This is a genomic window from Nonomuraea sp. NPDC049028, assembly GCF_043197735.1.
Taxonomy (GTDB): domain Bacteria; phylum Actinomycetota; class Actinomycetes; order Streptosporangiales; family Streptosporangiaceae; genus Nonomuraea.
Genome location: NZ_JBICTR010000004.1, coordinates 789,433 through 812,539 on the forward strand (window position 1 = coordinate 789,433; position 23,107 = coordinate 812,539).

At 70.3% G+C, this 23,107-nt stretch carries 21 protein-coding genes and 1 tRNA gene; 10 read left to right on the top strand and 12 right to left on the bottom strand.

What is annotated here, in order from left to right; genetic code table 11:
- Positions 1-49 precede the first annotated feature (49 nt).
- The 3 genes from ACGFJ2_RS19040 to ACGFJ2_RS19050 all read right to left on the bottom strand — a co-directional run bounded on the left by ACGFJ2_RS19040 (position 50) and on the right by ACGFJ2_RS19050 (position 3,289).
- The gene (locus ACGFJ2_RS19040; RefSeq protein WP_393469851.1) at positions 50-1,189 is read right to left on the bottom strand and encodes a nitric oxide synthase oxygenase; all 1,140 of its coding nucleotides are present in this window, start codon (positions 1,187-1,189) and stop codon (positions 50-52) included.
- 193 nt (positions 1,190-1,382) lie between these two features.
- A complete protein-coding gene (locus tag ACGFJ2_RS19045) occupies positions 1,383-2,009 on the bottom strand; it encodes a response regulator transcription factor (protein ID WP_357947703.1) in 627 nt (208 codons plus the stop codon).
- Positions 1,994-3,289 carry a sensor histidine kinase gene (locus tag ACGFJ2_RS19050; protein ID WP_393469854.1) on the bottom strand — a complete coding sequence of 432 codons (1,296 nt, stop codon included), beginning with the start codon at positions 3,287-3,289 and terminating at the stop codon, positions 1,994-1,996. Before ACGFJ2_RS19050 ends, ACGFJ2_RS19045 begins: the two co-directional genes overlap by 16 nt.
- An 84-nt stretch (positions 3,290-3,373) precedes the next feature.
- Between ACGFJ2_RS19050 and ACGFJ2_RS19055 the strand changes: the two genes are divergently transcribed.
- The gene (locus tag ACGFJ2_RS19055) at positions 3,374-3,559 is read left to right on the top strand and encodes a hypothetical protein (RefSeq protein WP_357947697.1); all 186 of its coding nucleotides are present in this window, start codon (positions 3,374-3,376) and stop codon (positions 3,557-3,559) included.
- A 122-nt stretch (positions 3,560-3,681) separates the two neighbouring features.
- Here the strand turns inward: ACGFJ2_RS19055 and ACGFJ2_RS19060 are convergent, their stop codons facing one another.
- Both ACGFJ2_RS19060 and ACGFJ2_RS19065 read right to left on the bottom strand, forming a co-directional pair.
- Positions 3,682-4,293 (bottom strand): uridine kinase, encoded by a 612-nt coding sequence (locus ACGFJ2_RS19060; RefSeq protein ID WP_393469857.1) that lies wholly within the window; start codon positions 4,291-4,293, stop codon positions 3,682-3,684.
- A 417-nt stretch (positions 4,294-4,710) separates the two neighbouring features.
- Positions 4,711-4,782: transfer RNA gene (locus ACGFJ2_RS19065), tRNA-Asn, on the bottom strand.
- Between the two features lie 126 nt (positions 4,783-4,908).
- On the opposite strand from ACGFJ2_RS19065, the gene ACGFJ2_RS19070 reads away from it, so the two are divergent.
- Positions 4,909-5,232, top strand: a complete 324-nt coding sequence (locus ACGFJ2_RS19070; protein WP_357947691.1) for a YtxH domain-containing protein — start codon at positions 4,909-4,911, stop codon at positions 5,230-5,232.
- A 203-nt stretch (positions 5,233-5,435) separates the two neighbouring features.
- Here the strand turns inward: ACGFJ2_RS19070 and ACGFJ2_RS19075 are convergent, their stop codons facing one another.
- From ACGFJ2_RS19075 to ACGFJ2_RS19085, 3 genes are read right to left on the bottom strand one after another with little or no spacing between them, the layout of a single operon-like run.
- Positions 5,436-5,909, bottom strand: a complete 474-nt coding sequence (locus ACGFJ2_RS19075) for a hypothetical protein (RefSeq protein ID WP_357947688.1) — start codon at positions 5,907-5,909, stop codon at positions 5,436-5,438.
- Entirely contained in the window at positions 5,906-7,180 is a 1,275-nt protein-coding gene (locus ACGFJ2_RS19080) for a hypothetical protein (RefSeq protein ID WP_357947685.1), read from the bottom strand. Before ACGFJ2_RS19080 ends, ACGFJ2_RS19075 begins: the two co-directional genes overlap by 4 nt.
- Positions 7,181-7,213: 33 nt before the next feature.
- Positions 7,214-7,369: a hypothetical protein gene (locus tag ACGFJ2_RS19085; RefSeq protein WP_357947682.1), complete on the bottom strand. Its 156-nt coding sequence runs from the start codon at positions 7,367-7,369 to the stop codon at positions 7,214-7,216.
- A gap of 218 nt (positions 7,370-7,587) precedes the next feature.
- Here ACGFJ2_RS19085 and ACGFJ2_RS19090 point away from each other — a divergent pair, with 218 nt between their 5' ends.
- Genes ACGFJ2_RS19090 through ACGFJ2_RS19120 form a run of 7 tightly spaced genes read left to right on the top strand, consistent with a single transcriptional unit; the run spans position 7,588 to position 16,147 of the window.
- Entirely contained in the window at positions 7,588-8,757 is a 1,170-nt protein-coding gene (locus ACGFJ2_RS19090; protein WP_393469861.1) for a hypothetical protein, read from the top strand.
- On the top strand, positions 8,754-10,898 hold the full coding sequence (locus tag ACGFJ2_RS19095; protein ID WP_393469864.1) for a tetratricopeptide repeat protein: 2,145 nt from the start codon (positions 8,754-8,756) through the stop codon (positions 10,896-10,898). Before ACGFJ2_RS19090 ends, ACGFJ2_RS19095 begins: the two co-directional genes overlap by 4 nt.
- Positions 10,898-11,971 carry a PP2C family serine/threonine-protein phosphatase gene (locus ACGFJ2_RS19100; protein WP_393469867.1) on the top strand — a complete coding sequence of 358 codons (1,074 nt, stop codon included), beginning with the start codon at positions 10,898-10,900 and terminating at the stop codon, positions 11,969-11,971. Before ACGFJ2_RS19095 ends, ACGFJ2_RS19100 begins: the two co-directional genes overlap by 1 nt.
- The gene (locus ACGFJ2_RS19105) at positions 11,964-13,256 is read left to right on the top strand and encodes a VWA domain-containing protein (RefSeq protein ID WP_357947670.1); all 1,293 of its coding nucleotides are present in this window, start codon (positions 11,964-11,966) and stop codon (positions 13,254-13,256) included. The genes ACGFJ2_RS19100 and ACGFJ2_RS19105 overlap by 8 nt, the downstream gene beginning before the upstream one ends.
- The gene (locus ACGFJ2_RS19110) at positions 13,256-13,909 is read left to right on the top strand and encodes an FHA domain-containing protein (RefSeq protein WP_357947667.1); all 654 of its coding nucleotides are present in this window, start codon (positions 13,256-13,258) and stop codon (positions 13,907-13,909) included. Before ACGFJ2_RS19105 ends, ACGFJ2_RS19110 begins: the two co-directional genes overlap by 1 nt.
- 49 nt (positions 13,910-13,958) lie before the next feature.
- Positions 13,959-15,341, top strand: a complete 1,383-nt coding sequence (locus tag ACGFJ2_RS19115; protein ID WP_393469870.1) for a hypothetical protein — start codon at positions 13,959-13,961, stop codon at positions 15,339-15,341.
- Positions 15,338-16,147 (top strand): transporter substrate-binding domain-containing protein, encoded by an 810-nt coding sequence (locus tag ACGFJ2_RS19120; RefSeq protein ID WP_393469873.1) that lies wholly within the window; start codon positions 15,338-15,340, stop codon positions 16,145-16,147. The genes ACGFJ2_RS19115 and ACGFJ2_RS19120 overlap by 4 nt, the downstream gene beginning before the upstream one ends.
- A gap of 71 nt (positions 16,148-16,218) precedes the next feature.
- On the opposite strand, the gene rpoD is transcribed toward ACGFJ2_RS19120, so the two are convergent.
- Together rpoD and dnaG are read right to left on the bottom strand one after the other, a co-directional pair.
- The gene (gene rpoD / locus ACGFJ2_RS19125; RefSeq protein ID WP_214638280.1) at positions 16,219-17,322 is read right to left on the bottom strand and encodes an RNA polymerase sigma factor RpoD; all 1,104 of its coding nucleotides are present in this window, start codon (positions 17,320-17,322) and stop codon (positions 16,219-16,221) included.
- 471 nt (positions 17,323-17,793) lie between these two features.
- The gene (gene dnaG / locus ACGFJ2_RS19130) at positions 17,794-19,635 is read right to left on the bottom strand and encodes a DNA primase (RefSeq protein WP_363990785.1); all 1,842 of its coding nucleotides are present in this window, start codon (positions 19,633-19,635) and stop codon (positions 17,794-17,796) included.
- A 168-nt stretch (positions 19,636-19,803) separates the two neighbouring features.
- Between dnaG and ACGFJ2_RS19135 the strand changes: the two genes are divergently transcribed.
- The gene (locus tag ACGFJ2_RS19135; RefSeq protein WP_357947655.1) at positions 19,804-20,694 is read left to right on the top strand and encodes a peptidoglycan DD-metalloendopeptidase family protein; all 891 of its coding nucleotides are present in this window, start codon (positions 19,804-19,806) and stop codon (positions 20,692-20,694) included.
- 3 nt (positions 20,695-20,697) lie between these two features.
- Here ACGFJ2_RS19135 and ACGFJ2_RS19140 read toward each other — a convergent pair whose 3' ends face one another.
- Together ACGFJ2_RS19140 and ACGFJ2_RS19145 are read right to left on the bottom strand one after the other, a co-directional pair.
- On the bottom strand, positions 20,698-21,861 hold the full coding sequence (locus ACGFJ2_RS19140; RefSeq protein ID WP_393469877.1) for an NAD(P)/FAD-dependent oxidoreductase: 1,164 nt from the start codon (positions 21,859-21,861) through the stop codon (positions 20,698-20,700).
- A 25-nt stretch (positions 21,862-21,886) separates the two neighbouring features.
- Complete coding sequence (locus tag ACGFJ2_RS19145; protein ID WP_357947650.1) at positions 21,887-23,107, bottom strand: deoxyguanosinetriphosphate triphosphohydrolase; 1,221 nt, start codon at positions 23,105-23,107, stop codon at positions 21,887-21,889.

The following is a 23,107-nucleotide window of genomic DNA, read 5'->3' on the forward strand; positions in this document are numbered from 1 at the left end:
GAGTGGGTTGCTGGAGTTGGGGGAGGTGGAACACAAGACGAACCTCCGGTCAGCCAGCGTGGTGGACGAAGGCTGGGGTCATCGTGGGGTTGTCGTAGTAGCGGTGGAAGACGCGTGTGGTGCCGCCGGAGATGGGCGGCACGATCCACGACCAGTCGGCCGGGCACACGCGCCCCGCCTTCTCCTCCCGTCCCAGGTGGGTGAGGAACCGGTTCGACTCCGTGTGGTGGTCGGTCATCGTCACCCCCGCCTGCTCGAACGAGTGCAACACGGCCACGTTCAGCTGGACCAGCGCGTGGTCCCGCCACAGCGACCGGTCGGAGGCGGTGTTCAGCCCGAGCCGCCCGGCGACCACGGGCAGTTGGTCGTAGCGGTCGGTGTCGGCGAGGTTGCGGGCGCCGATCTCCGCCCCCATGTACCAGCCGTTGAAGGGCGCGCACGGATAGCAGAGCCCGCCGATCTCCAGGCACATGCCGGAAATGGCCGGCACGGCATGCCAGCGCAGCCCCAGGTCGGCGAACCACGGATGGTCCGGATGCGTGAGGGGCACCTCCAGCACCGCGTCGCCCGGCAGATTGCACAGCAGCCTCTGCCCGCGCCCCGGCTGGATGACCAGGGGCAGCACATCGAACCTGCCGCCCTTCCCGCCCCGCCAGCCCAGCCGCCTGACCTTCTCGGTGAAGTCGACATAGCGGGGATCCCCGACGATCGACCCGTCGCGCATGCGATACCCGGCGTACCGGATGAGCTGCTCGTTCAGCACCCGGGGTCCGCGCCGCTCAGGCGTGTCCGGCGGGAACACGGTGATCGTCGGCCGGATCTTGCCCTCACCCGTCGCGTCGCGCAGATGAGCCACGCACTCGAGGGCCACGCCCTCGGCGCTGGTCACTTGCCTGCGGTCGCGTACCCGTAACGAGCGCCAGTAGAGCCGCCCGATGCAGCGGCTGCTGTTGCGCCAGGCCACCCTGGCACCGAACTGCAGTTCCTCGAAGGTATGGGCATAAGTCCCATGACGGGCGATCTCCTTGGCGACCTCACGCAGACGCGCGTGCACGTCACCCGCGCCGGGATTCTCGGCGTGGAAGAGCCTGATGAAGCGCTCCGCCTCGCGAATGTCGATCGTTCGCTCGATGAGCGTCTGTACGGCGATGGCATCGAAGGGACGTAGGGACCTGATCCAGGTACGCACGCAGTAACCAGCACTTTTCCATCAACGGAGCGCCCCGCCGATTCCGGGTCGGCGGCACCTCCTGGCAGGCGGCGCCCTCTCCACACCGCCTTCACGACGTGCCCGCAGCTCCTGCCATCCTTCACCGTCCACAGCCGTTTGTCCCGGCAAATCGAAAATCCCGTGACCTTACGACTACAAAGCGTGAAAGACGCTATCCGCCGGGCCGCCGCACCAGGTCGAGCCGCATCGCCACCACCACCGCCGAGGTCCGGTCGGAGACGCCCAGCTTGCCGTACGCCCGCAGCAGATGCGTCTTGACCGTGGCCTCCCCGATGAACAGCCGCCGGCCGATCTCCCCATTGGTCAGCCCCTCCGCGACCAGTTCCAGCACCTGCCGCTCCCGCGCCGACAGGCGCCACCCTTCGGGTCCGGCCTTGTGCCAGGTCGCCAGGCGGGCGGACACCGACGGCGACAGGACGGTCTCGCCGCCCGCCACCGCCCGTACCGCAGCCGCCAGGTCGGCTCGTGACACGTCCTTCAGCAGGTACCCGGCGGCGCCGGCCGACATGGCACGCTCTATGTCCGCGTCGTTCTCGTACGTGGTCAGCACGATCACCCGGTAGCCCGCGCCCAGCCGCCGGATCGCGGTCACTCCGTCGCAGCCCGGCATGCGCAGGTCCATGAGGATCACGTCGGGCCGCAGCCGTGGCGCGACCGCGAGAGCCTCTTCACCGGATCCGGCCTCGCCGACCACCTCGATGTCCGGTTCGGCGACGAGCATCCCGCGCAGGCCCTCGCGGACCATCGGGTGGTCGTCGACGATCAGCACGGCGAGCATGGCAACTCCACCGTGACCGTCGTGCCCGACCCAGGAGCGGCCGCCACGGTGACGGTCCCGCCGAGCCGCGCCACCCGGACACGCATGGTCCGCAGGCCGTACCCGTCACGGGTGGTGGACGGCTCAAAGCCGTCACCGTCGTCACTCACCGACAACCGCACCGCTCTATCCCCGTCGTCGCTCACGGACAGCCGCACTGCCGCTACCCCGTCATCGCTCACCGACAGTCGCTCTGCCGCGCCCCCGGAGTCGGTCACTGACTGCCGCCCCGCCCCGCCCCCGGGGTCGGTCACCGACGGCCGCGCCGCCGCGTCCCCGTAGTCCAGCGCCAGCCGTGCGGACCGAGCGCGGGCATGCTTGCGCACGTTCGCGAGCCCTTCCTGAGCAACCCGCACCAGCACCGCCTCGGCCGTGGCGGGCAGCGCGATGGGCTCGCCCCTGACGGTCACCTCCACCGGCACCTCGAACCCCTCCCCCAACCGGCGCAGCGCCTGCCCCAGTGACGTGCCGTCGAGCGCGGGCGGGGCGAGCGCCGCGATGAGCGCCCGCGTCTCGGCCAGGTTCTCCTTCGCCGTCTGTACGGCCAGCGCCACGTGCCGCTCGGCCCCCCGACCGGCCTCAGCGGCCTGGAGGAGCATGATGATGCTGGTGAACCCCTGGGCCAGAGTGTCGTGGATGTCGCCCGCCAGCCGCTCGCGCTCCGCCAGGACCCCGGCCTCCCTGCTGACCTCCGCCAGCTCCTCCCGGGTGCGGTCGAGCTCTTCAATCAGCTCGGCGCGTTCGCGGTTCTGCTGGTACAGCCGGCTGATGAACGTGCCGAGCAGCGCGCTCGCCGGCAGTCCGACGGCCAGGGCGAGGAGGGTCATCAGCGGATCCGCCCCCGCCGTCGTCAGTCCGTTGATCATCGGCGCGGCGAAGAACGCCGCCGTCAGCACCACGGCGTGCGCCACCCGCAGCGACATGAACGCCATCGGCACCAGCGCGGACAGCGCTATCGCCGCCGCCGACTCCAGCAGCCCGGCTCCGGTGACCAGGACGAGCACGCTCGCCGCGTACCACCAGCTCTCCCGCACGGGGATGGCGTCCGCGCGGACGGCTCTGCGGCCGAACAGGACGTAGGAGAGGGCCATCAGGAGCACCAGTCCGACGGCGATGGGCGGGCCGCCGTCCGCCACCATCGCAATGACGGTGGTGATGAGCACCACCGCGAAGTACGCGTCCCAGAACGGATAGGAACGCAGCCAGGCGTTCTCGGCCCGCGCCGCCACGGGACTCCCCATGATCTGCAGTTTTACCCCCTCATGGCTATATGTCCACCGATCGGTGGATACCCCGGCGACGCCGGAACCGTGATCGTCATGGTCATGAACAAGCACACCTACCGCACGGTCATGCTCGCCCTGTCGCTCGTCTTCGCCGCGCTGATCGCCATTCTGGCCCTCCTCGGCAGCGGCGCCATCGGCCTGGTCGCCGGGATCGGCGGCGTCCTCCTCGGCCTCGGCTGGGCGCTCTACGGAGTGCTGACCGGCAAGCGGGACACCGCGGTCTAGCCGCAACAAGAAACCCCCTCCCCGGAGACCCGGGAAGGGGGTTCAGCCTTGCTCCCGCGATAGGACTCGGACCAGGCATCGCTGGCAAAAGTAATTATTCAGTGACGTAGGTGCGACGGCTGCTAGGTCGAGGGCTCCCGGGCACTGTGCTCCCCGAGCAGCCGATCGATCATCGCCAGCAACAACGGTTGCAACCGATCCAGCGGGGCGTCACCGCGCACAATGATGTCGGCGTACTGCCGGGACGGCTCGATATACAGCGTGTGCCCGACCCGAGCGCTCTCCCGGTAGTAATTGGCGATCATCTCCGGCTCGCTCAGTCCGCGCGGCTCCTTCATGTCCCGCAGCAGCCGACGCAGCGCACGCTCGTCCGCGTCGAGTTCGACGAAGAGCCGCAGATCGAGCCGTTCGCGCACCGCTGCGATATGCAAGATCATGAGCCCTTCGACAAGCAGCACGTCCGGCGCTACTACGTCGCTGGTCCGGCTGTCGAGGTCGCGCAGGAAAGCGAGCCAGTCGACCGACTCGGGCCGGTTGTAGTCGAAGGTCACCTCACCGGTCGTGGGGGAGACGAAAGTCGGGCCGCGATCGACGTCGTGACACATGTACGGGTCGCTGGTGAGCACGTCTACGGTGCGTCCGGATTGCTCGACGGCGGTACGCAACCAGGTGGCGATCGTAGTCTTGCCTGACGCGGAGCCGCCGGCGATGCCGACGACGAGTGGGTGCGCCACGTGGTCTCCAAGGCCGATCGGACAAGATCAGATCAGCCTATCTCCGGGCACGTGCCATCTGGCCGCTTCGTCGATCTGCACGGGAAGTGACGGCGCGTGCTGCGGGGATCACAAGAAGGGCGGGCATCGGGAACCGCTGGAAGGTACGAGAGCTCCGCCACTGCTTCGTCTCGATCCTGAGCGATGGGGACGTCTCGGTGGAACGCATCGCCGATCTCGTCGGGGACTCGACGCCCACCACCACGCAACCGTCTACCGACACCCGATCAGACCGGTCATCGTCCATGGCGCTGAGACCATGGAAGCCGTCTTCGGCCACGCTGACCAAACCGGGTAGTGGCTCCCGGAACGACTCAGGCCCCTCATCCTTGATCCCGGAGAGGGGCCTGAGCTCTGCCTACCTCGGCCTTGCCGAAGCTCCCGCGATAGGACTCGAACCTATAACCTGCCGGTTAACAGCCGGCTGCTCTGCCGTTGAGCTACGCGGGATCGTACGTTCGCGCTGATCGGCGGGCCTTGCGGGCCGCTCCCCTGGGCGCAGGAATAGATTAGCGCACTCGAGGAGTGCGTGTCGCATCGTCATTCGGGTAGGCCCGGAGACAGCGGAGGTGCAATATGCGTTATCGGATGACATTCGCCATTGGTCTCGCCGTCGGCTATGTCCTGGGCAGCCGGGCCGGACGCGAACGCTATGAGCAGATCAAACGGGCCGCCCAACGCGTTGCCGACAGCCCCAGGTTCCAGGAGACCGCGGGCGTGATGGGCGCCCAGCTGTCGAAGGCGGCTGGAGTGGCCAAGTCGAAGGTGGGGGACACACTCCAGCATCGGATCCCGTTCCTCAACGGCCACGACCACCACGACACCGGCACCGGCTGGCCCGGCGAAGAGGTCGAGCAGGCCGGCCAGAAGAAGACCGACCAAACCGGCATTCCGCACTGACGCGGAACTTGACGCGGAACTGCCGCGAGCAACGCCGGGCCCCGGGCATGAGCGCAGGACGAACCACCGCCCATGCCCGGGGCACCCGCGTGCCACCCCACTCACAAGCCCGGGGTCCCACCCCACTCACAAGCCCGGCGCGCACGCATGTCCCGCTCGTCTACCGGGCGCCCGAACTCATGCCGCCCGCTCGATCCGGCTCCTCAGACCCCCATGCTGCGCCGTACGCCCTCAAGGGCCTGTTCGGCCTGTGCGCGTACGCCCGGGTCGTTCGGATCGAGGCCGTCGTCGAAGACGAGGGTCCACCCCAGCACCTCACCGCCGGGCGGACGTCTGGCCACCAGCCGTACCCCGCCACGACCGGGCAGGTCCACGTGCTTGTTCACCACGATGGTGGCGTTGACCCGCTCCCGGACCGTCTCGGGCAGCAGCCGCGGCTCCGGCAGCTCCACGCGGTGCCGCTCGCCGGACATGGTGAGGATGTTCAGCCCCTCCTCGTCCCAGGCGGCCCGGTCGATCGTCTCGTACGGCACGCGGATCCCGCCGGGCAGGTGCAGCGCCAGATTGGTGGCCACCACGTGCCCGTCGCCGGTGGCGGCGAAGGTCAGCACCCGCTCCCCCGGCTCGGTGACCAGGGCCTTGCGGACGTCGGCGGGCAGGCGGCGAAGGAAACTCATTCCTTCACGCTATCGGCGAGCAGGTCGAGGGTGAGCGCGGCACTCCAGGAGAAGTCCCGGCACCCCCGGCCGCTGCCGTCGAACGGGTCGAAGCACTCGCGGAACCCCGCCTGCCTGACCAGGCGGAGCGTGCCGTTGGCGAGTTGCCGGCCGAGCGAGCCGAGCGCGTGGACGTCGGCCGCCCGGCGCAGCAGCCAGTTGGTGTTCACCCAGGACGGGCCGCGCCAGTAGCGGGTGCGGTCGAACTGGGCGGCGCGGATCTCGCAGCTGGGCACCGGATAGCCCGTGGCGCCCATGAACCTGGCCGATTCGAGCATCTCGATGGCCGCGTGGACGCGGTCGCTGGGCAGCTCGGGGTCGAGCAGCGGGCCGAAGCCGCCGACCGTGCAGACCCGGATCAACCGGTCGGCCCGTAGGTCGCGGGCGTAGAAGCAGCCGTCCCACAGGCGGTCGAGGAGCGCCGACCTGATGCGCTGGGCCTGCTCGGCGTGGGGCACCGGGTCGGCGCGGGCCAGCGGCGCCAGCTCGGCCATGGCCTGGCAGGAGGCGAGCCAGATCCCGTTGAACATCGGGTCCTCGACGGCGAACGGGTGCTCGTCGCGCAGGTATTCGGCTCGGTAGCCGGCGTTGCGGTAGCGCAGCGCCAGCCAGACGTAGCGGTCGTGGTCGCTGTCGGGGTAACGCTGCTCAAGTTCGACGGTGCGGTAGCCGTACCTGATCTCGGGCAGCGCGGCGAGCGGTTGGTCCCAGGCCGGGCTGTCGTCCATGCCCGACTCCCAGGGGTGCACGATCGCCGCGAGCCCCGAGCCGCCCAGGTCGCGCGCGGCGGCCAGGTAGGCGTGCTGGGCGGCCAGCGCCGGAAACGCCCGCCTGACGAAGTCGGCGTCGCCGGTGTGCCGGTAGAGCCACCACAGGGCCAGCGCGTGCAGCGGCGGCGAGGTGAGGCCCGAGGTGAGCACGCGCGGCGCGGCGTCGTGATCCTGTGAGCGCCAGACCGAAGGGCCCGGGAAGTACGCCTCGGGGGTGTGGAAGACGATGTGCGGCACCATGCCGGTCGCCCACTGACCGGCCAGCAAACTGAGCAGCTCGGCACGAGCCCGGTCAGGCCGGTGCCTGGCCAGGCCGATCACCACGAACGCCGAGTCCCAGCTCCACTGGTGCGGGTAGAGACCTGGGGCGGGAACGGTGGAGGTTCCCGTCCAGTTCGCCTCGAGCACGGACAGTGCCTCGCGCCCGAGCGCGGCGTCGTCGACCGCGGGCCGCGCCTCCATCAACCCACTATGCGCCGCTAGGCCGTAGGAAAGCTACGTCCGGGCCCACTTGGAGACGAGCATGATGCCGAAGGCCACGGCTCCGATGATGAGTCCCCACTTGATCAGCGTGAAGACGAAGCCCACGAGGGGGCCGATGAGGATGAACACGGCGATGATCGCCAGGATTGCGAGAAGTATGCGTCCCATGTCTCTGACGTTACGAGATCGTTCAAGCGGATTGCAGGTGAGGCAGGGTTGAATCAGGGACAAGTCAGGGTCTCCCCTACTCTCGGAACCAACCGGCATACTTCCCGGAACCAACCGGCCTCCTCCCGGAACCAACCGGTCGGTTTTGCCGTTTAGCCGGTAGACAACGGGGCGCGGGGGCCCGTATCACGGGGAGCGTGATGAGTCTGGGACCACCCATGAGCAGGGAGGGTGCGGAGTACGCACTGCGCGCCCGAGCCGACGAGCGCGACCGCATCTCCGGCGACCTGCTCGATCTTGAAGCCCACACCACCTACCAGTTACTCAAGGGCGCCTCCTTACGCGGCCCGACCCAGACCCGCTGGGCCGCCGCGCAGAGCGCCATCGCCGCGCTGTGGGCGCTTTACGACACCTATCGGGGGGTGTTACGCGCGGCCGAGCAGGTCAAGGGCGCCCGCGGCCGCCTCGGCGCGGAGCAGCTCGCCACCCTGACCGAGTTGCTGTCGGGCCGCTCGGTGGTGCTGAAGGCCGCCGCCAAGCCCGTCGAGGAACGATCCCTCCTCCCCCAGGCGGACGAGCGGCTCACCCTGGACGAGACGGTCGCCCGGATGGACACGGCCTTCCAGCAGGCCACGGACGTACTGACGGAGATCGACACGGTCTGGTCCGCGGCGTTACCCCGCCTCGACGCCGCCGACGCCGAGCTGCGCGCGGTCGGCGACCTGCGGCGGCAGCTCGGTGAGAGCCTTGACCTGACCCAGACGGAGACCGATCTGCGGCGGATGCGGACCGCCGTACTCGAAGATCCGCTCGGCTCGGCGCCGCCGGAGCACGAACTGGAGCGCGTCACCCGCCTCCTGGCGAGCACCCGCGCGGACCTGGAGCGCGCGCTACAGGTCAGTCAGGAGTACGGCAGGCGGCGCGAGGAGCTGGTGGCCGCGCTGGACCGGGTACGCGCGGCCGAGAGCGAGGCCAGGGTGGCCCACGGCAGGGTCGTGGTGAAGATAGCCCTGCCGCCGCAGGCACAGCCGCGGAGCAAGGTGGACGCGCTGGCCGACGAACTGGACGCGCTCGACGCCGCGCCCGGCACCTGGCTCGACCGGGCCGGGCGGCTGACGGCCCTGGAGCAGGGCGCCCAGCAGGCCGCCCAGCAGGCACGGGCCACGGCGACGGCGCTGATGGGGCTGCTCGGCAGGCGTGATGAGCTACGCGGGCGGCTCGGCGCGTGCCAGGCGATGGCGGTGCGCAAGGGCCTGGCGGAGGACCCGGGCGCGACTGAGCTGTACGAGCGGGCGCGGCTGCTGCTGTGGAGCGCTCCCTGCGATCTGACGAAGGCGGCACAAGCCGTCGACCTGTATCAGCGTGCGATCCACGGAGGTGGCCGATGACCCGATGCGCCCAGCCAGGCTGTACGGGCACGATCGAAGATGGCTACTGCGACCTGTGCGGCCACGCGGCGGCGTCCGCCGCGCCCGCCGCGGCCTCGACCCCGGCGACGGCGTCGAGCCCCTCGGACTCCCCTGACACGCGGCCGGTGAGCAGGCAGATGACCGGCCCGCTGAGCAGCGGCCGGTCGCGGCCGGGCGTGCTGGGCGAGCTCGCCGACCTGCCGTCGGTGCCCTACCGGGACCCGGCCACCGCGATCATGGCCAATCCCATGGTGCCCGAGGAGAAGCGGTTCTGCGCCAACCCGGCGTGCGGCGAGCCGGTCGGCCGCTCCAGGCAGGGGCGCGCCGGGCTGCCCGACGGGTTCTGCCCGCACTGCCGTACCTCGTTCTCCTTCACCCCGAAGCTGGCCAAGGACGACCTGGTGGCCGGCCAGTACCGGGTGCTGGGCTGCCTGGCGCACGGCGGCCTCGGCTGGATCTACCTGGCCGCCGACGAGAACCTCGACGGCCGCTGGGTGGTGCTCAAGGGCCTGCTGAACACCGCCGACGCCGAGGCGCTGGCGGCGGCGGAGGCCGAACGGAAGTTCCTCACCACGGTCGACCACCCGAACATCGTCAAGATCATCAACTTCCAGCGCTCCGGCGGCCTCGGCTACATCGTCATGGAGTACGTCGGCGGCCAGTCGCTGCACGAGCTGCGCCGCCAGGGACCGCTGCCGCTGCGCGAGACGCTCATGTACGGACGGGAGATCCTGCGCGCGTTCGGCTACCTGCACCAGCACGACCTGGTCTACTGCGACCTCAAGCCGGCCAACGTGATCAGGGTCGGCAATCGGCTCAAGCTCATCGACCTGGGCGCGGTCCAGCGCGTCGGCTCGCCGCCGGGCACCTCCTGGGCCACGGTCGGCTACCACGCGCCCGAGCTGGAGACCCAGCCCTCGTCCGTCGCCTCCGACCTCTACACGGTGGCCAGGACGCTGGCGGTGCTGACCATCCCGTCGTTCAGCCCGGCCAAGGGCGGGGTGGAGAACCCGCTGCCGGCGGACTGCGGCAACGAGGCGTTCGCGCGGTTGCTGCGCCGGGCGACCGCCCCCGATCCCGCCGCCAGGTTCCAGAGCGCCGAGGAGATGGAGGAACAGCTCGTCGGCGTGCTGCGCGAGATCAGCGCGCTGGCGGAGGGGGTGCCGTACCCGGCGCAGTCCGCGCTGTTCGGGCCCGAGCGGCTCGCGGCGGGGGCGGCGCTGGCCGCCGACCGCGGGCGGGTGTTCGCCGGGCTCGACCCGCTGGAGGCGGCGGCCGCGCTGCCGGTGCCGCTGGCCGACCCCGCCGACCCGGCGGCGGGCGCGCTGGCGGGCCTCGTCGGCCGCGATCCCGACGTGCTGGTCAGCCAGGTCGAGGGGATGGCCCGGACGCCCGAGACGCTGCTGACCAAGGCCCGGCTGCTCGCCGAGCAGGGCTCGGACCAGGCGCTCTCCGCGCTGGACGAGGCGGGGCGGACGCTGCCCGGCGACTGGCGGGTGACCTGGTACCGGGCGGTCCACCTGCTGGCCTCGGGTCATGCCGACCGGGCGGCGCCGATCTTCGACGAGTGCTTCTCGCTGCTGCCCGGCGAGTGCGCGCCCAAGCTGGGGCTGGCGTTCGCGCTGGAGTGCATGAACGGCGACCCGGTCCGCTGGTACGAGAGCGTGTGGCGTACCGACCGCTCCTACGTGAGCGCCGCGTTCGGGCTGGCCAGGGCGGGCCGGATCGCGGTGCTCGACGAGGTGCCGACCACGTCGAGCCACCGCGTGGCCGCGCAGCTCGCGGTCGTGGCCGCGGTGGCCAGAACGACGGGGGCGGCCGACCCGGGCAAGCCGAACGAGCTGTCGGCCGCGGCCGACCGCCTCGACGACCTCACCGACCTCGACCCGCGCCGCCGCGAACTGCTCACCGCCGAGCTGCTGGAGAGCGCGCTGACCTGGCTCGACAACAACAAACCACCGGGCGGCCTGAAGCTGGCGGGCGCCGAGTTCACCGAACCCGGCCTACGCAAGCGGCTGGAGGGCATCTTCCGCCGCCTGGCCGTGGCCGCGAGCTCCCGCCAGGAGCGCCAGGCCCTCGTCGACCAGGCCAACGCCGTCCGGCCCCGGACGTGGGTGTGATGGACGACACCGCCGCTCCAAAGGCGGACGTCCGGTGCCCGGTCTGCGAGACCCCTGTGTTCGCCGGCGACTCCTTCTGCGAGGCGTGCGGGCATCCACTCGGAGCACCTGCCTGTACGTCCTGCGGCGCCCCCGCCGTTGACGCGGAGGGCTACTGCGAGCGGTGCGGCGTGCGCCAGCCCACCAGCCGCGACCACGCGGAGCTCGAACTCGACGGCGGTACGGCGGGCGTGACCGACAAAGGCCTGCGCCGCAGCCGCAACGAGGACGCCATGGCGCTGCTGTCCACGGACACGCGGACCGTGGTCGTCGTCTGCGACGGCGTGGGCAGCTCGCCGCGCGCGGACGAGGCGTCGGCGGCCGCGGTGGAGACGGCCTGCGCCGCCCTGGGCAGGGGCGTCTCCACCGAGGAGGCGTTCGGCCTGGCCAGCCGGGCCGTGGGCAAGCTGGCCACCTCGGTGGACGACGCCCCCGCGTGCACCTACGTCTCGGTGGTGGTCGAAGGCGGCCGGATCACGCTCGCCTGGGCGGGGGACTCCCGCGCGTACTGGCTGTCCACCGGCCCCCGGCCGACCAGAACCAACCCGTCCGCCGACACCCAACCGGTCGAAACCGACCCTCCCCCCCATGCCCGGCCGGTCGAGACCGGCCTTCCCACCGACACCCGGCCCGTCGAGACCGATCTTTCCGCGGGCAGCCCGCCGGTCGAGGCGAGCGCTGACACTCGGCCGGTCGGGGTTCTTCCGGCGGCCGCCATCCGGTCCGCCGTGACCGGTCAGGTCGTCGGTACCCAGTTGACCGTGGACGACGCCGCGCCGACGGGTGAGATCACCGCCTGGCTCGGCGCCGACTACGGCGACGTGCGCCCGCACGTCCGCGTACTGGAGCCGGAGACCCCGGGCCTGCTGCTCGTGTGCAGCGACGGCCTGTGGCGCTACCTCGACGGCTACACCTTCCCTTCCACCGGCAGCCCTCTGGACATGGCCCGCGCGATGCTGCGACACGCGCTCGACTCCGGCGGGCAAGACAACGTGACCATCGTCCTGATCCCTCTAGGAGACGCACATGGGTGACCAGCCCACTTTCACCCTGCACATCGACCAGAACAAGTACCTCCCGATCGACGGGCGCGAGGTGCACGCCATCCTCACGATCAACTCCACCGGCACGGTGACCACCGAATCCGCCACCCCGGCCGAGGCCGCCGAGGTGATCATCATCGACACGTCCGGGTCGATGAGCGGCGGCAAGATCAGAGAGGCCCGGGCCGCCGCCGCGACGGCCGTGCAGACCCTGCGCGACGGCGTGCACTTCGCGGTCATCGCCGGGACCGACCGGGCCCGTGTCGTCTACCCGAACGGCCCCCAGCTGGTCAGGGCCAGTGCGGCCACCCGGGCCGAGGCGCAGCGGGCCATCGGCAAGCTCTCCGCCGGCGGCGGCACCTCGATCGGCCAGTGGCTGCAGCTGGCGGCCCAGCTGCTGTCGGCCCACCCGAACGCGATCAGGCACGCCATCCTGATGACCGACGGCCAGAACAACGAGCGCGCCGACGTGTTCGCCGGCGCGCTGGCCCGCTGCGAGGGCGCGTTCGTCTGCGACAGCCTCGGCGTCGGCGACGACTGGGTGCCCGCCGAGCTGCGCAAGGTCGCCGAGGCGCTGCTGGGTACGTTTGACTTCGTCCGGAACCAGGGTGACCTGGCCGACTTCTTCCGCAAGCTCACCCAGACCTCGATGAGCAAGACCGTGGCCGAGCTGGTGATGCGGGTGTGGGTGCCGCAGACGGCGACGCTCAAGTGGGTCAAGCAGGTCTCCCCCACGCTGCTCGACCTGACCGGCAAGCGCACCGACGTCAACCCGCTGACCGGCGACTACCCGACCGGGTCGTGGGGCACCGAGGACCGCGAGTACCACCTGTGCGTGGAGGTGCCGCCCGGCCAGATCGGCAGCGAGATCCGCGCGGGCTGGGTGAAACTGCTCCGTCCCGACACCCAGGAGGTCTTCGCCAGTGGCAACGTGCTCGCCCAGTGGACCGACGACCTGGCCCAGTCCACCCGGATCAACGGGAAGGTCGCCCACTACACCGGCCAGGCCGAGCTGCACGAGCTGATCCAGGACGGGCTGAGCGCCCGCGCGGCCGGCGACGTCGAGAGGGCGACGGCCCGCCTGGCCAAGGCCAAACAGCTCGCCGCCGACTCGGGACGCGAGGACACGGCCCGGCTGCTCGACAAGGTCGTCGAGGTGGATCCGGCCTCCGGCACCGCCCGGCTGCGCAAGAACGTCGACAAGGCCGACGCGATCGAGCTCGACACCGGCTCGGTGCGTACCAGCAAGCTGCGCAAGAACGGGGAGGGCAGCTGATGGCGACCTGCCCCCAGGGCCACACGTCGGGCGACGACGAATACTGCGACGTCTGCGGCCTCCAGCTGGCCGCCTCCCCGCCACCGGTCACGTCGTCCGCCGCGCCGGCCGCGCCCGCCGGTGTCGGCTCCGGCGCGGCGGTGGAAGAATGTCCCGTCTGCCAGACGCCGCGTGCCGGGCAGTTCTGCGAGGTGTGCGGCCACGACTACTCCGGCACCGCGCCCACCATGGCGCCGCCGGTGGCCGGAGCGCGCTGGGAGGCGGTCACCGCCGCCGACCGCGCCTACTACGAGAAGGTGATCGCCGAGGGCGGCCCCGATGCCGACGCCGTCGCCTTCCCGCCGTACTGCCCCGAACGGTCCTTCGCGCTGTCCGGCGAGCAGGTACGCATCGGCCGCCGCAGCCGGGGCCGCGACCTGCGGCCGGAGATCGACCTGACCGGGCCGCCCGAGGACCCCGGTGTGTCCCATCTGCACGCCGTGCTGCTCGCCGGGCACGACGGCTCGTGGACGCTCGTCGACCCGGGCTCCTCCAACGGCACCCAGGTCAACGGCAGGCCGGTGGCGGTCAACGTGCCGGTCCGGGTGGGCGCGGGCGACCGCATCCACGTCGGCGCCTGGACCGTCATCACGATCCGCGAAGGCACGCCGTGACCGGCGAGGGGGCCGCCACGACTACCTTCACGACCTGCGAGGGGGCATTATGACCATCGTCCAGGCCAGGCCGTCAGGCCAGGTCGGGCTGGCACCGCCGGGGGCTCCGGCGCGCCGGAGTGTGCCGGGGAGGATCCGGGTCATCTCCGGCATCACCGTGGCCTCCCTGGCGCTGCTCTTCGCCGCGCTGGCGGCCGGGAGCGTGAGCGCGCGCGACGGGCTGACGGTGATCGGCCGCGACGCGGGCCCCCAGGTGGTCGCCACCGCCGGCCTGTATCTCGGGCTGAGCGACATGGACGCGCAGGTCGCCGACGCGCTGCTGATGGGCAAGGACTACACCTCGCAGCGCCAGGCCGCCATCGCCCAGTACGAGCGGCGGCGCTCCGAGGCCAACCAGGCGCTGCTGAAGGCGTTCGAGCTGTCCGGCGACAACCCCGCCGAGCGGCAGACCGTCCAGTCCGTGCTCGACGGCCTCGGCCGCTACGAGCGGCTGGCCGGGCAGGCGCTGCTGCTCGACACCCAGTCCGGTCACGCGGCCGGGCCGCCGCCGCAGAAGGTGGTCGAGGTGTACCGGCAGGCCACCGACCTGATGCGGCTGGTCCTGCTCCCCCAGGCGTACAACCTGACGCTGGAGAGCGGCACGATCGTGCGGAGCACCTATGACGAGAAGAGCGTCATGGTGCCGGTCGTACGGTTCGCGGTGATCGTGGCCGGGCTGCTGGCCCTGGCCTGCCTGATCTGGCTGCAGGTCTTCCTGGCACGGCGCTTCCGCCGGGTGTTCGGGCCGGCGCTGCTGGCCGCGACCGTCGTGACCGTCGTCGCGCTGCTCGCCGGGGTGAACGTGCTCGGCCGGGACACGCAAGAGCTGCGCACCGCCAAGGCCGACGGCTTCGACTCGGTGCTCACGCTGGCCAGGGCCCGCGCGATCAGCAACAGCCTGCACGGCGACCAGAGCCGGTTCCTGCTCGACAAGGGGCGGGCCGACACCTACGAGCACACCTTCCTCGACAAGTCCCAGTCGGTTATCTATCTGGAGGCCGGGAACCTCGACACCTACCAGGCCAAGGTGGCGCAGGGCGCCAAGCACTTCCTCGGCCTGCTGGGCACCGAGCTCGGCGGGAGCGACGGCCAGCGGGCGCTCGAGGCGTACACACGCTTCCAGGACGCCGACGCCAAGTTCCGCGCGCTGGCGGCCAGCGGCCAGGCCGGCCAGGCCGTGTCGGCCAGGCTGGGGACGGTGCGCGAGTCCTTCGACGCCTACGACCAGGCGCTGCTGAAGCTCGCCGAGCAGCATGAGGCGGTGTTCAAGCGGGCCACGGACGCCGGCGAGAGCGCGCTCGACAACCTGTGGCGGCTGCTCCCGTTCGCGATCGGCGGCCTCGGCCTGCTGGTCATCGCCGGGGTGTGGCCACGGCTCAAGGAGTACCGATGAAGCGGCTGCTACCGGCGGTGCTGGTCCTGACCGCGCTGCTGGCCGGGGCCTGCGGCATGGGCGGCGCGGAGTCGATCGTGGACAAGGACGCGATCGTCATCGGGGTCCGCCCCGACCTGCCGTCGGTCGGCGTACGCAAGTCCAACGGCACCTTCGAGGGCTTCGACGTGGACGTGGCCCGCTACATCGCCCAGAAGCTCGGCAAGGACTTCACCTTCATCCCGGTGCTGGCCTCCGACCGGGAGAAGGTCCTGCTCAACGGCAAGGCCGACCTCGTGCTGGCGACGTACACGATCAGCCAGGACCGCAAGGCGAAGGTCCTGTTCGCCGGGCCGTACCACATCTCCTACCAGGACATCCTGGTACGGCCGGACGAGCCGTCGATCAAGAACGTCCGTGACCTCAAGGGCCACAAGATCTGCCAGGTGAAGGGCTCGAACGCGACCCAGCGGGTCCTGGAGGAGCGCAAGGTGGCGGCGGAGGTGGTGCCGGTGGACGACTACGCGGCCTGCCTGGCGGCGCTCAAGGACCGCCGGTTGGACGCGATCACCACCAACGACGTCATCCTGGCCGGTCTGGCCGTCCAGGACGGCAGCGGGCTGCGGCTGGTCAACGCCCAGTTCAACGAGCAGCGGACCGGGGTCGGCATGCACAAGGGCGACGTCGCGGGGTGCGAGGCGGTCAACCGGGCGATCACCACCATGTACCAGGACGGGACGGCCTCGAAACTGCTGCACAAGTGGTTCGGCAAGGCCGGCCTGAACCTCAGCACCATCGCGGTGCCGCAGTTCGAGGGCTGCTCCTGAAGCTGCGTAGACGAACGAACGGCGGGCCCGGGGAGAACCCCGGGCCCGCCGTTCGTCGCCACGCGAGTCGATCAATCCAGATAGTCACGCAGCATCTGCGCCCTGGTCGGGTGGCGGAGCTTGGCCAGCGTCTTCGACTCGATCTGCCGGATGCGCTCCCGGGTGACGCCGAATTCCCTGCCCACCTCCTCCAGCGTGCGCGGATGCCCGTCGGCCAGGCCGAAGCGGAGCTGGATGATGCGCTGCTCACGGTCCGACAGCGTCGCCAGGATGTCGTCGAGCTGGTCCTGCAGCATGATGAAGGCCGCCGCCTCCATGGGCACGACCGCGTCGGCGTCCTCGATGAAGTCACCGAGGTCGGAGTCTTCCTCACCGATCGGCGACTGCAGTGACACCGGCTCCTGGGCGATGCGCTGGATCTCCACCACACGATCGACCGGGAGGTCCATCTCCTTGGCGATCTCCTCGGGCGCGGGCTCACGGCCGAGGTCCTGGTGGAGCTGCCGTTGCACTCTGACGAGCTTGTTGATCGTCTCCACCATGTGTACCGGAATGCGAATGGTGCGCGCCTGGTCGGCTATCGCACGGGTGATCGCCTGCCGGATCCACCAGGTGGCGTAAGTGGAGAACTTGTATCCCTTGGTGTAGTCGAACTTCTCCACCGCGCGGATGAGCCCGAGGTTGCCTTCCTGGATGAGATCGAGGAAGAGCATTCCACGACCCACATAACGTTTGGCGATCGAGACGACGAGCCTGAGATTCGCCTCGATGAGGCGCTGTTTCGCCCGAGTGCCCTGCCAGACGAGCTCCCTGAACTCGGGAAAGGCCAGACGCGACACTCCGCTGGCCAGCTTGTCCTCGGCGAACAGACCGGCTTCGATCGATTTGGCGAGCTCCACCTCCTCTTCGGCTGTCAGCAGCGGCACCCGGCCGATCTCCCGCAGGTAGATACGGACTAGATCGCTGGTCGGCGCCCGCTTGCCTACGTCTTCCTCGTCGGCGCGGGTGGTCTCTTCCTCTCCCTGGGGTTCGAGAACCTCCACGCCGTTCTCCGCGAGCATCCGCACGACGCGTTCCAACGCGTCGGACGGCAACTCTGAGCGGTCAAGCGCGGCTGCGACGTCATCGACGGTTACGCTTCCGCGCTCCCTTCCCTTCGCGACGAGGTCCGCCACTTGATCTACGGATGGCGGTCCACTTGGCAGTACCGATGCACCCACGGGACACAGTCTGCAGTATTGGTTCCGTAAAATGGCAGACCCATTTTTGTAACCGAAGGTAAGGCCGTGGCCCTTACCAAATTGAGATCGCTTAAAGGTTTAGCGGCACTTTGATCAGGAAAGTAAAGTCAATTACGCGGTCGAGTAAGGAGTGTCCGGGGCGGGGTTGTCGCCGGACACCAGGCGTAGCCTGCCCGGATGCCTTCTGACACCGCTGTCCTACGCGACCGGTGAAGGATTTCGCCACCGCTATCTGGATTCAACAAGTTCCCGACATCTTCTGCTCGGGAACTCTCGAACGAGCCGTTACAGGGACCATTCGCGGCTCGTCATCCGCCGATGGGCTACGTCAAAGCGGGTGCGCACGGGCCCGCCGAAACCCTGAGCCGGTTGCCGCGGCTGCCCGTGAAAGCGTCCCCAAACCCCTCAGCTGCCCGCGGCCCGGTCGCGGAGCACTCTGCGCTGCTGCTCCAGCGCCACCAGCTCGCCGAACAGCCGGTTGTAGTCCTGCTGCTCATCCACCGGGTTGAGCCGCTGGATGCGCGACTTGACCTGAGCGATCGCCCGGTCGACCGCGATGGCCTCGATCGCCGCCAGCATCGCCGCCCCGTAGCGCTCCTCGGTGTGGGAGTCGGCCCGGATCGCCTCGACCGCGAACCGGGTCACCAGCGCCCGCGTCACGTCGTCGTGGCACTGCTCCAGCAGCCGGTCGACCCACTCGCGGCCGCCGTGGCCCGCCGACGCGGCGCCGCCCGCCGCGGTGATCACCTGGTGCACCAGCACGTGGTCGGGCGCGGTGAACGCCCGCGGGTCGAGCGCGTCGAAGCGGGGACCGAGCAGCGCGGGCCGCTGGATGGCCAGCTTGAGCAGCTCGCCCTCGACCCGCACGTTGGGATCGACGGGCGCGGCCTGCGGCGCCCGCCGCGGGCGACCCTGCTGGGCGCCGCCGACCTCGGCGATGCGCTGCATGACGAACCGCTCGTCCATGAAGCCGAGCCACCGGTCGAGGTCGATCGCGTAGCGCTTGCGCAGGCCGACGTCCTTGATCCCGGCCACGATCGGCGCCGCCGCGTCGAGCGCGGCGATCTTGCCCTCGTTGCTGCGCAGGTCGTAGCGGGAGATCGTGCTGCGGATGGCGAACTGGAACAGCGGCTCGCGGCTGGCGATCAGGTCGCGCACGGCCGCGTCGCCCTGCTTGACGCGCAGGTCGCACGGGTCGAGCCCGTCAGGCTGCACGGCCACGTAGGTCTGGGTGACGAACTTCTGCTCGTCGGCGAACGCCCGGAGCGCCGCCTTCTGCCCGGCCGCGTCGCCGTCGAAGGTGAAGATCACCTCGCCGCGGAACTCCGCCTGGTCGAGCAGGAAGCGCCGCAGGATCTTGATGTGCTCCTCGCCGAACGACGTGCCACAGGTGGCGACCGCTGTCGGCACCCCAGCCAGGTGGCAGGACATGACGTCGGTGTAGCCCTCGACGATGACCGCCTGGGACCGCTTGGAGATCTCCCGCTTGGCCAGGTCGATGCCGTAGAGCACCTGGCTCTTCTTGTAGAGCGGGGAGTCGGGGGTGTTGAGGTATTTCGGCCCGTCGTCGGAGTCGAGCAGCTTACGGGCCCCGAACCCGATCACGTCACCCGTCGCGTCGCGGATCGGCCAGATCAGCCGCCCGCGGAAGCGGTCCATCGGCCCGCGCCGGCCCTCCTTGGCCAACCCGCCCTTGACGATCTCGTCGGCGGTGAAGCCGCGCCCCAGGAGATGCCGCGTCAACCCTTCCCATTCGTTGGGCGCGTAGCCCACGCCGAACATCTCGGCGTCGGCCCGCTCGAACCCCCGCTCCGACAGGAATCGCCGGCCGGGCGCGGCCTCCGGGCCGAGCAGCTTCTCGGCGTAGAACTCGGCGGCGGCCTTGTGCGCCTCGATCAGCCGGGCCCGCTCGCCGTGGTCGCGCCGCGGCACGTAGCCGCCCTGGTCGTACTGAAGCTGGATCCCGGCACGCTGGGCCAGCCGCTCGACCGCCTCGCCGAACGTCAGGTGCTCGATCTTCTCGACGAACGTGATGACGTCGCCGCCCTCGGTGCAGCCGAAGCAGAAATACATGCCGCGCTCGGGCGTGACGTTGAAGGATGGGCTCTTCTCGTCATGGAACGGGCACAACCCCTTGAGGTTGCCGCCGCCCGCGTTGCGCAACTGGATGTGTTCGCCGATCACATCGGCGATGGGCGATCGCTCACGAACGAGCGCGATATCGACGTCACGGATCCTGCCAGCCACGCCGGTGAGTCTATTCCCGAGCTACGACAACCGTCCCCACCCGGGCTCATGACTGCCCTCCGTGAGGTGACGGTGACCTGGCGGTAGGAGGATGTCACCGTCGCGTCGCGAAAGGCGGAAATCTGTCGGGAGCACTTCCCCGGTCGGCTACAAAGGTAAATGTTTGCGGTGGACACGTCGACACGGGTGGAGATCATGCGAGCGGGGCATCTCGGACGTTGGGCGGCTTTAGCGGGCGCCGCGCTGCTGGCGAGCGCCTGCTCGCCACAAGCCACCGGAGTGGCGGGCGTCAGCGCGCAGTCACCGGCCACGCCCCCGGCGAGCGCGAGCCCGTCCGTCACCGCCACTATTCCCTCGCAGACGCCAACCGCCGATCCCCAGTCGGCCGAAACGCCGCCCAAGGGTGAGGACCCGGTCAAGATCCCGCCGCCGAAGCTGTCGAAGTACACCTACGCCTTCCCCGTCCAGGGCTGCCGGACGACCTACCAGCGCCAGCTGCTCGTGCTCCCGAAGACGGTGATCTGGGCGGGCAAGGGCTGCGCCTTCGTGGCGCCGGTGGACGGCGTGGTCGACGAGGTCAACACCCTGAACAAGTGGTCGCCCACCACCGACGTGGGCGCCTACCGCGAGGGCCGCTTCGTCACGATCATCGGCGACGACGGCGTCCGCTACCTCGGCGGCCATCTCGACGCCGTGGCCGACGGCCTCAAGCCGGGCGTACGGGTGAAGGTCGGACAGATGCTCGGCCGGGTCGGCAACTCGGGCAACGCCCGCGACACCGCCACGAACCTCTATTTCGCGATCTCCTGGAAGACCGGCCCCGCCTACTGGTGGGTGCGCCGGGGCATGGTGAACCCCTGGGACTACCTCGACGCCTGGCAGACCGGCAACAAGACGCTGTCGCCGAAGAAGGAGACGCTGAAGATGCGCGGCCGGCTGGGCGAGACGCCGCCGTGCGCCGTTCAGTGCGCGTCGAAGAAGGTGGTGGAGCCCAAGAAGAAGAAAAAGAAGACCCACGCCACGCCGACTCCTACGGTGATCATCGTCAATCCGACGTGAGCTTCATCGCCGGTCCGACGTCAGCTCCTTCGGGTCCACGGTAACTCCGGAGCGGATGAGCTGCTGGATCTCGCTGACGACGTCCCAGACGTTGACGTTCATGCCGGCGACGACCTTGCCCTCGCGCAGCCAGTAGGCGACGAACTCCAGGTCGGGGACCGAACCCCGGTAGACGACCTCGTCGTAGCCCTGGATGTCGCCGGAGAACTCCATGCCCAGGTCGTACTGGTCTGTATAGAAGTACGGCACGCGGTCGTATGAGACCTCCTGGCCCAGCATGGACCTGGCCGCGGCGGGGCCGCCGTTCAGCGCGTTGGCCCAGTGCTCGACTCGGATGCGCCGGCCGTACAGGGGATGGAAGGACTCGGCGACGTCGCCCGCGGCGAACACGTCGGGATGCGAGGTGCGCAGCGCGGCGTCCGTGAGGATGCCGCTCCCGACCTCCAGCCCGGCGTCCCGGGCCAGCCCGACCTCGGGCTCCGCGCCGATGCCGACGATGACGAGGTCGGCGGTCAGGCGCTCGCCGGAGCTGAGCCGCACGCCGGTCTCGGTGATCTCCGCGGCGCCGGTGCCGGTGCGCACGTCGACGCCGTTGCGCCGGTGCAACCCGGCGAAGACCTCGCCGAGTTCGGGCCCGAGTGGCCGATACAGCGGCGTGGGGTCGGGTTCGACGATCGTGACCTCGCACCCGGCCTTGCGGGCGGACGCGGCGGTCTCCAGCCCGATCCAGCCCGCGCCGACCACGATCACCCGCTCGGCGCCGGCCAGGCGCGCCTTGAGCGCCTCACTGTCCTCGACCGTGCGCAGGCAGAGGCCCGGTCCGGGCAGGCGCCGCGGCCTCGCCCCCGTCGCGATCAGCAGCTTGTGGTACGGCTGGCGCGAGCCGTCGGAGAGCCGGACCGCGTGCTGGTCGAGCTCCAGGCGCGTGACCCGCAGGCCGGTCCTGAGGTCCACGCCGTTGTCGGCGTACCAGTCGGCGCCATGGACGAAGATCTTCTCCCGCTCGCTCTTGCCCTGCAGGTATTCCTTCGACAAGGGCGGTCTCTCGTAGGGGCGTTCGGACTCCGCGCCGATCAGCACGATCTCGTCGTCGGAGCCCTCTTCCCGCAACGTCTGCGCCGCCTTGGCCCCCGCCAGTCCCGCGCCGACGATCACATATGTAGCCATGGCCGCAGTATCCGCCCGCCGGGGGTCATCGGGAAAGACGCTTGTGCCAGGCGATGGCGGACGTGTCGGTGAGAGAGGCGATCTGGTCGATGACCACCCGGACGCGGCCGGCGTCGTCGGGCGCGCCGAGGTAGGTGGGCCGGAAAGCGGGCTCCAGGGTGGCGGGCGCGCCGAGCGTGATCAGGGAGGCCAGCTCGGTGATTAGGTCGCGCTGCCTGGCCTGGTTGGCGTGGTGGTCCTCGGTGGTCATCACGTAGTGGGCGGTGATGCCCTTGAGCAGCGCGCACTCCAGCCGGGTGGCCGGGGGGACGACGAGCTCCGCGCGGTGCCGCGAGGCGTACGCGTCCTTGGTGGCGGTCTGGGCGGATCGGCAGAAGCGGCCGATGAGACCGCTCGTCAGCGCCTTGAGCCCGGCCAGGTCGGCGAAGGTGGCTTCGAAGCGGCGCGGCCAGAGCGGGGTGGCGATCAGTGCGGCGAAGACGGCCTCGAGCTCGGCGAGGTCGGCAGTGGGCGCGTACCAGGTGCGGGTTGTCTCGCAGACCGCGCGGCGCTCGGCGGCCGACAGGAGCGCCTCGGGCGTGACGTGGCCGGAGTGCAGCGCGTCCTCCAGGTCGTGGACGGAGTAGGCGACGTCGTCGGCCCAGTCCATGATCTGCGCCTCGAAGCTCACCCGGCCGTCGGGAGCACCGTCCCTGATCCATTCGAAGACCGGCAGGTCGTCGTCGTAGACTCCGAACTTCGGCGATCTGTCACAGGTCCACGGATATTTGATGGAGGCGTCGAGCGCGGCCCTGGTGAGGTTGAGCCCGGCGCTGCGGCCGTCCTCGGTGAGGACCTTGGCCTCCAGCCGGGTGAGCAGGCGCAGGCTCTGCGCGTTGCCCTCGAAGCCGCCGCACGAGGTGGACAGCTGGTTGAGCGCCACCTCGCCGTTGTGACCGAACGGCGGATGGCCCAGATCGTGCGCCAGGCAGGCGGTCTCCACCAGGTCGGGGTCGACGCCGAGCGTCGCGCCCATCTCCCGGCCGACCTGGGCGCATTCGAGCGAGTGGGTGAGCCGGGTGCGCGGGATGTGCTGGCCGCCGCCGAGCGTCTCGCCGGGCCCCACGACCTGCGTCTTCGCGGCCAGCCTGCGCAGCGCGGAGCTGTGCAGGACCCTGGCGCGGTCGCGTTCGAACGCGCTGCGCTCCGGGTTGCCGGGAGGTTCCGGCACCCACCGTGCCTGGTCGTGTTCGTCGTAACGGGCCAT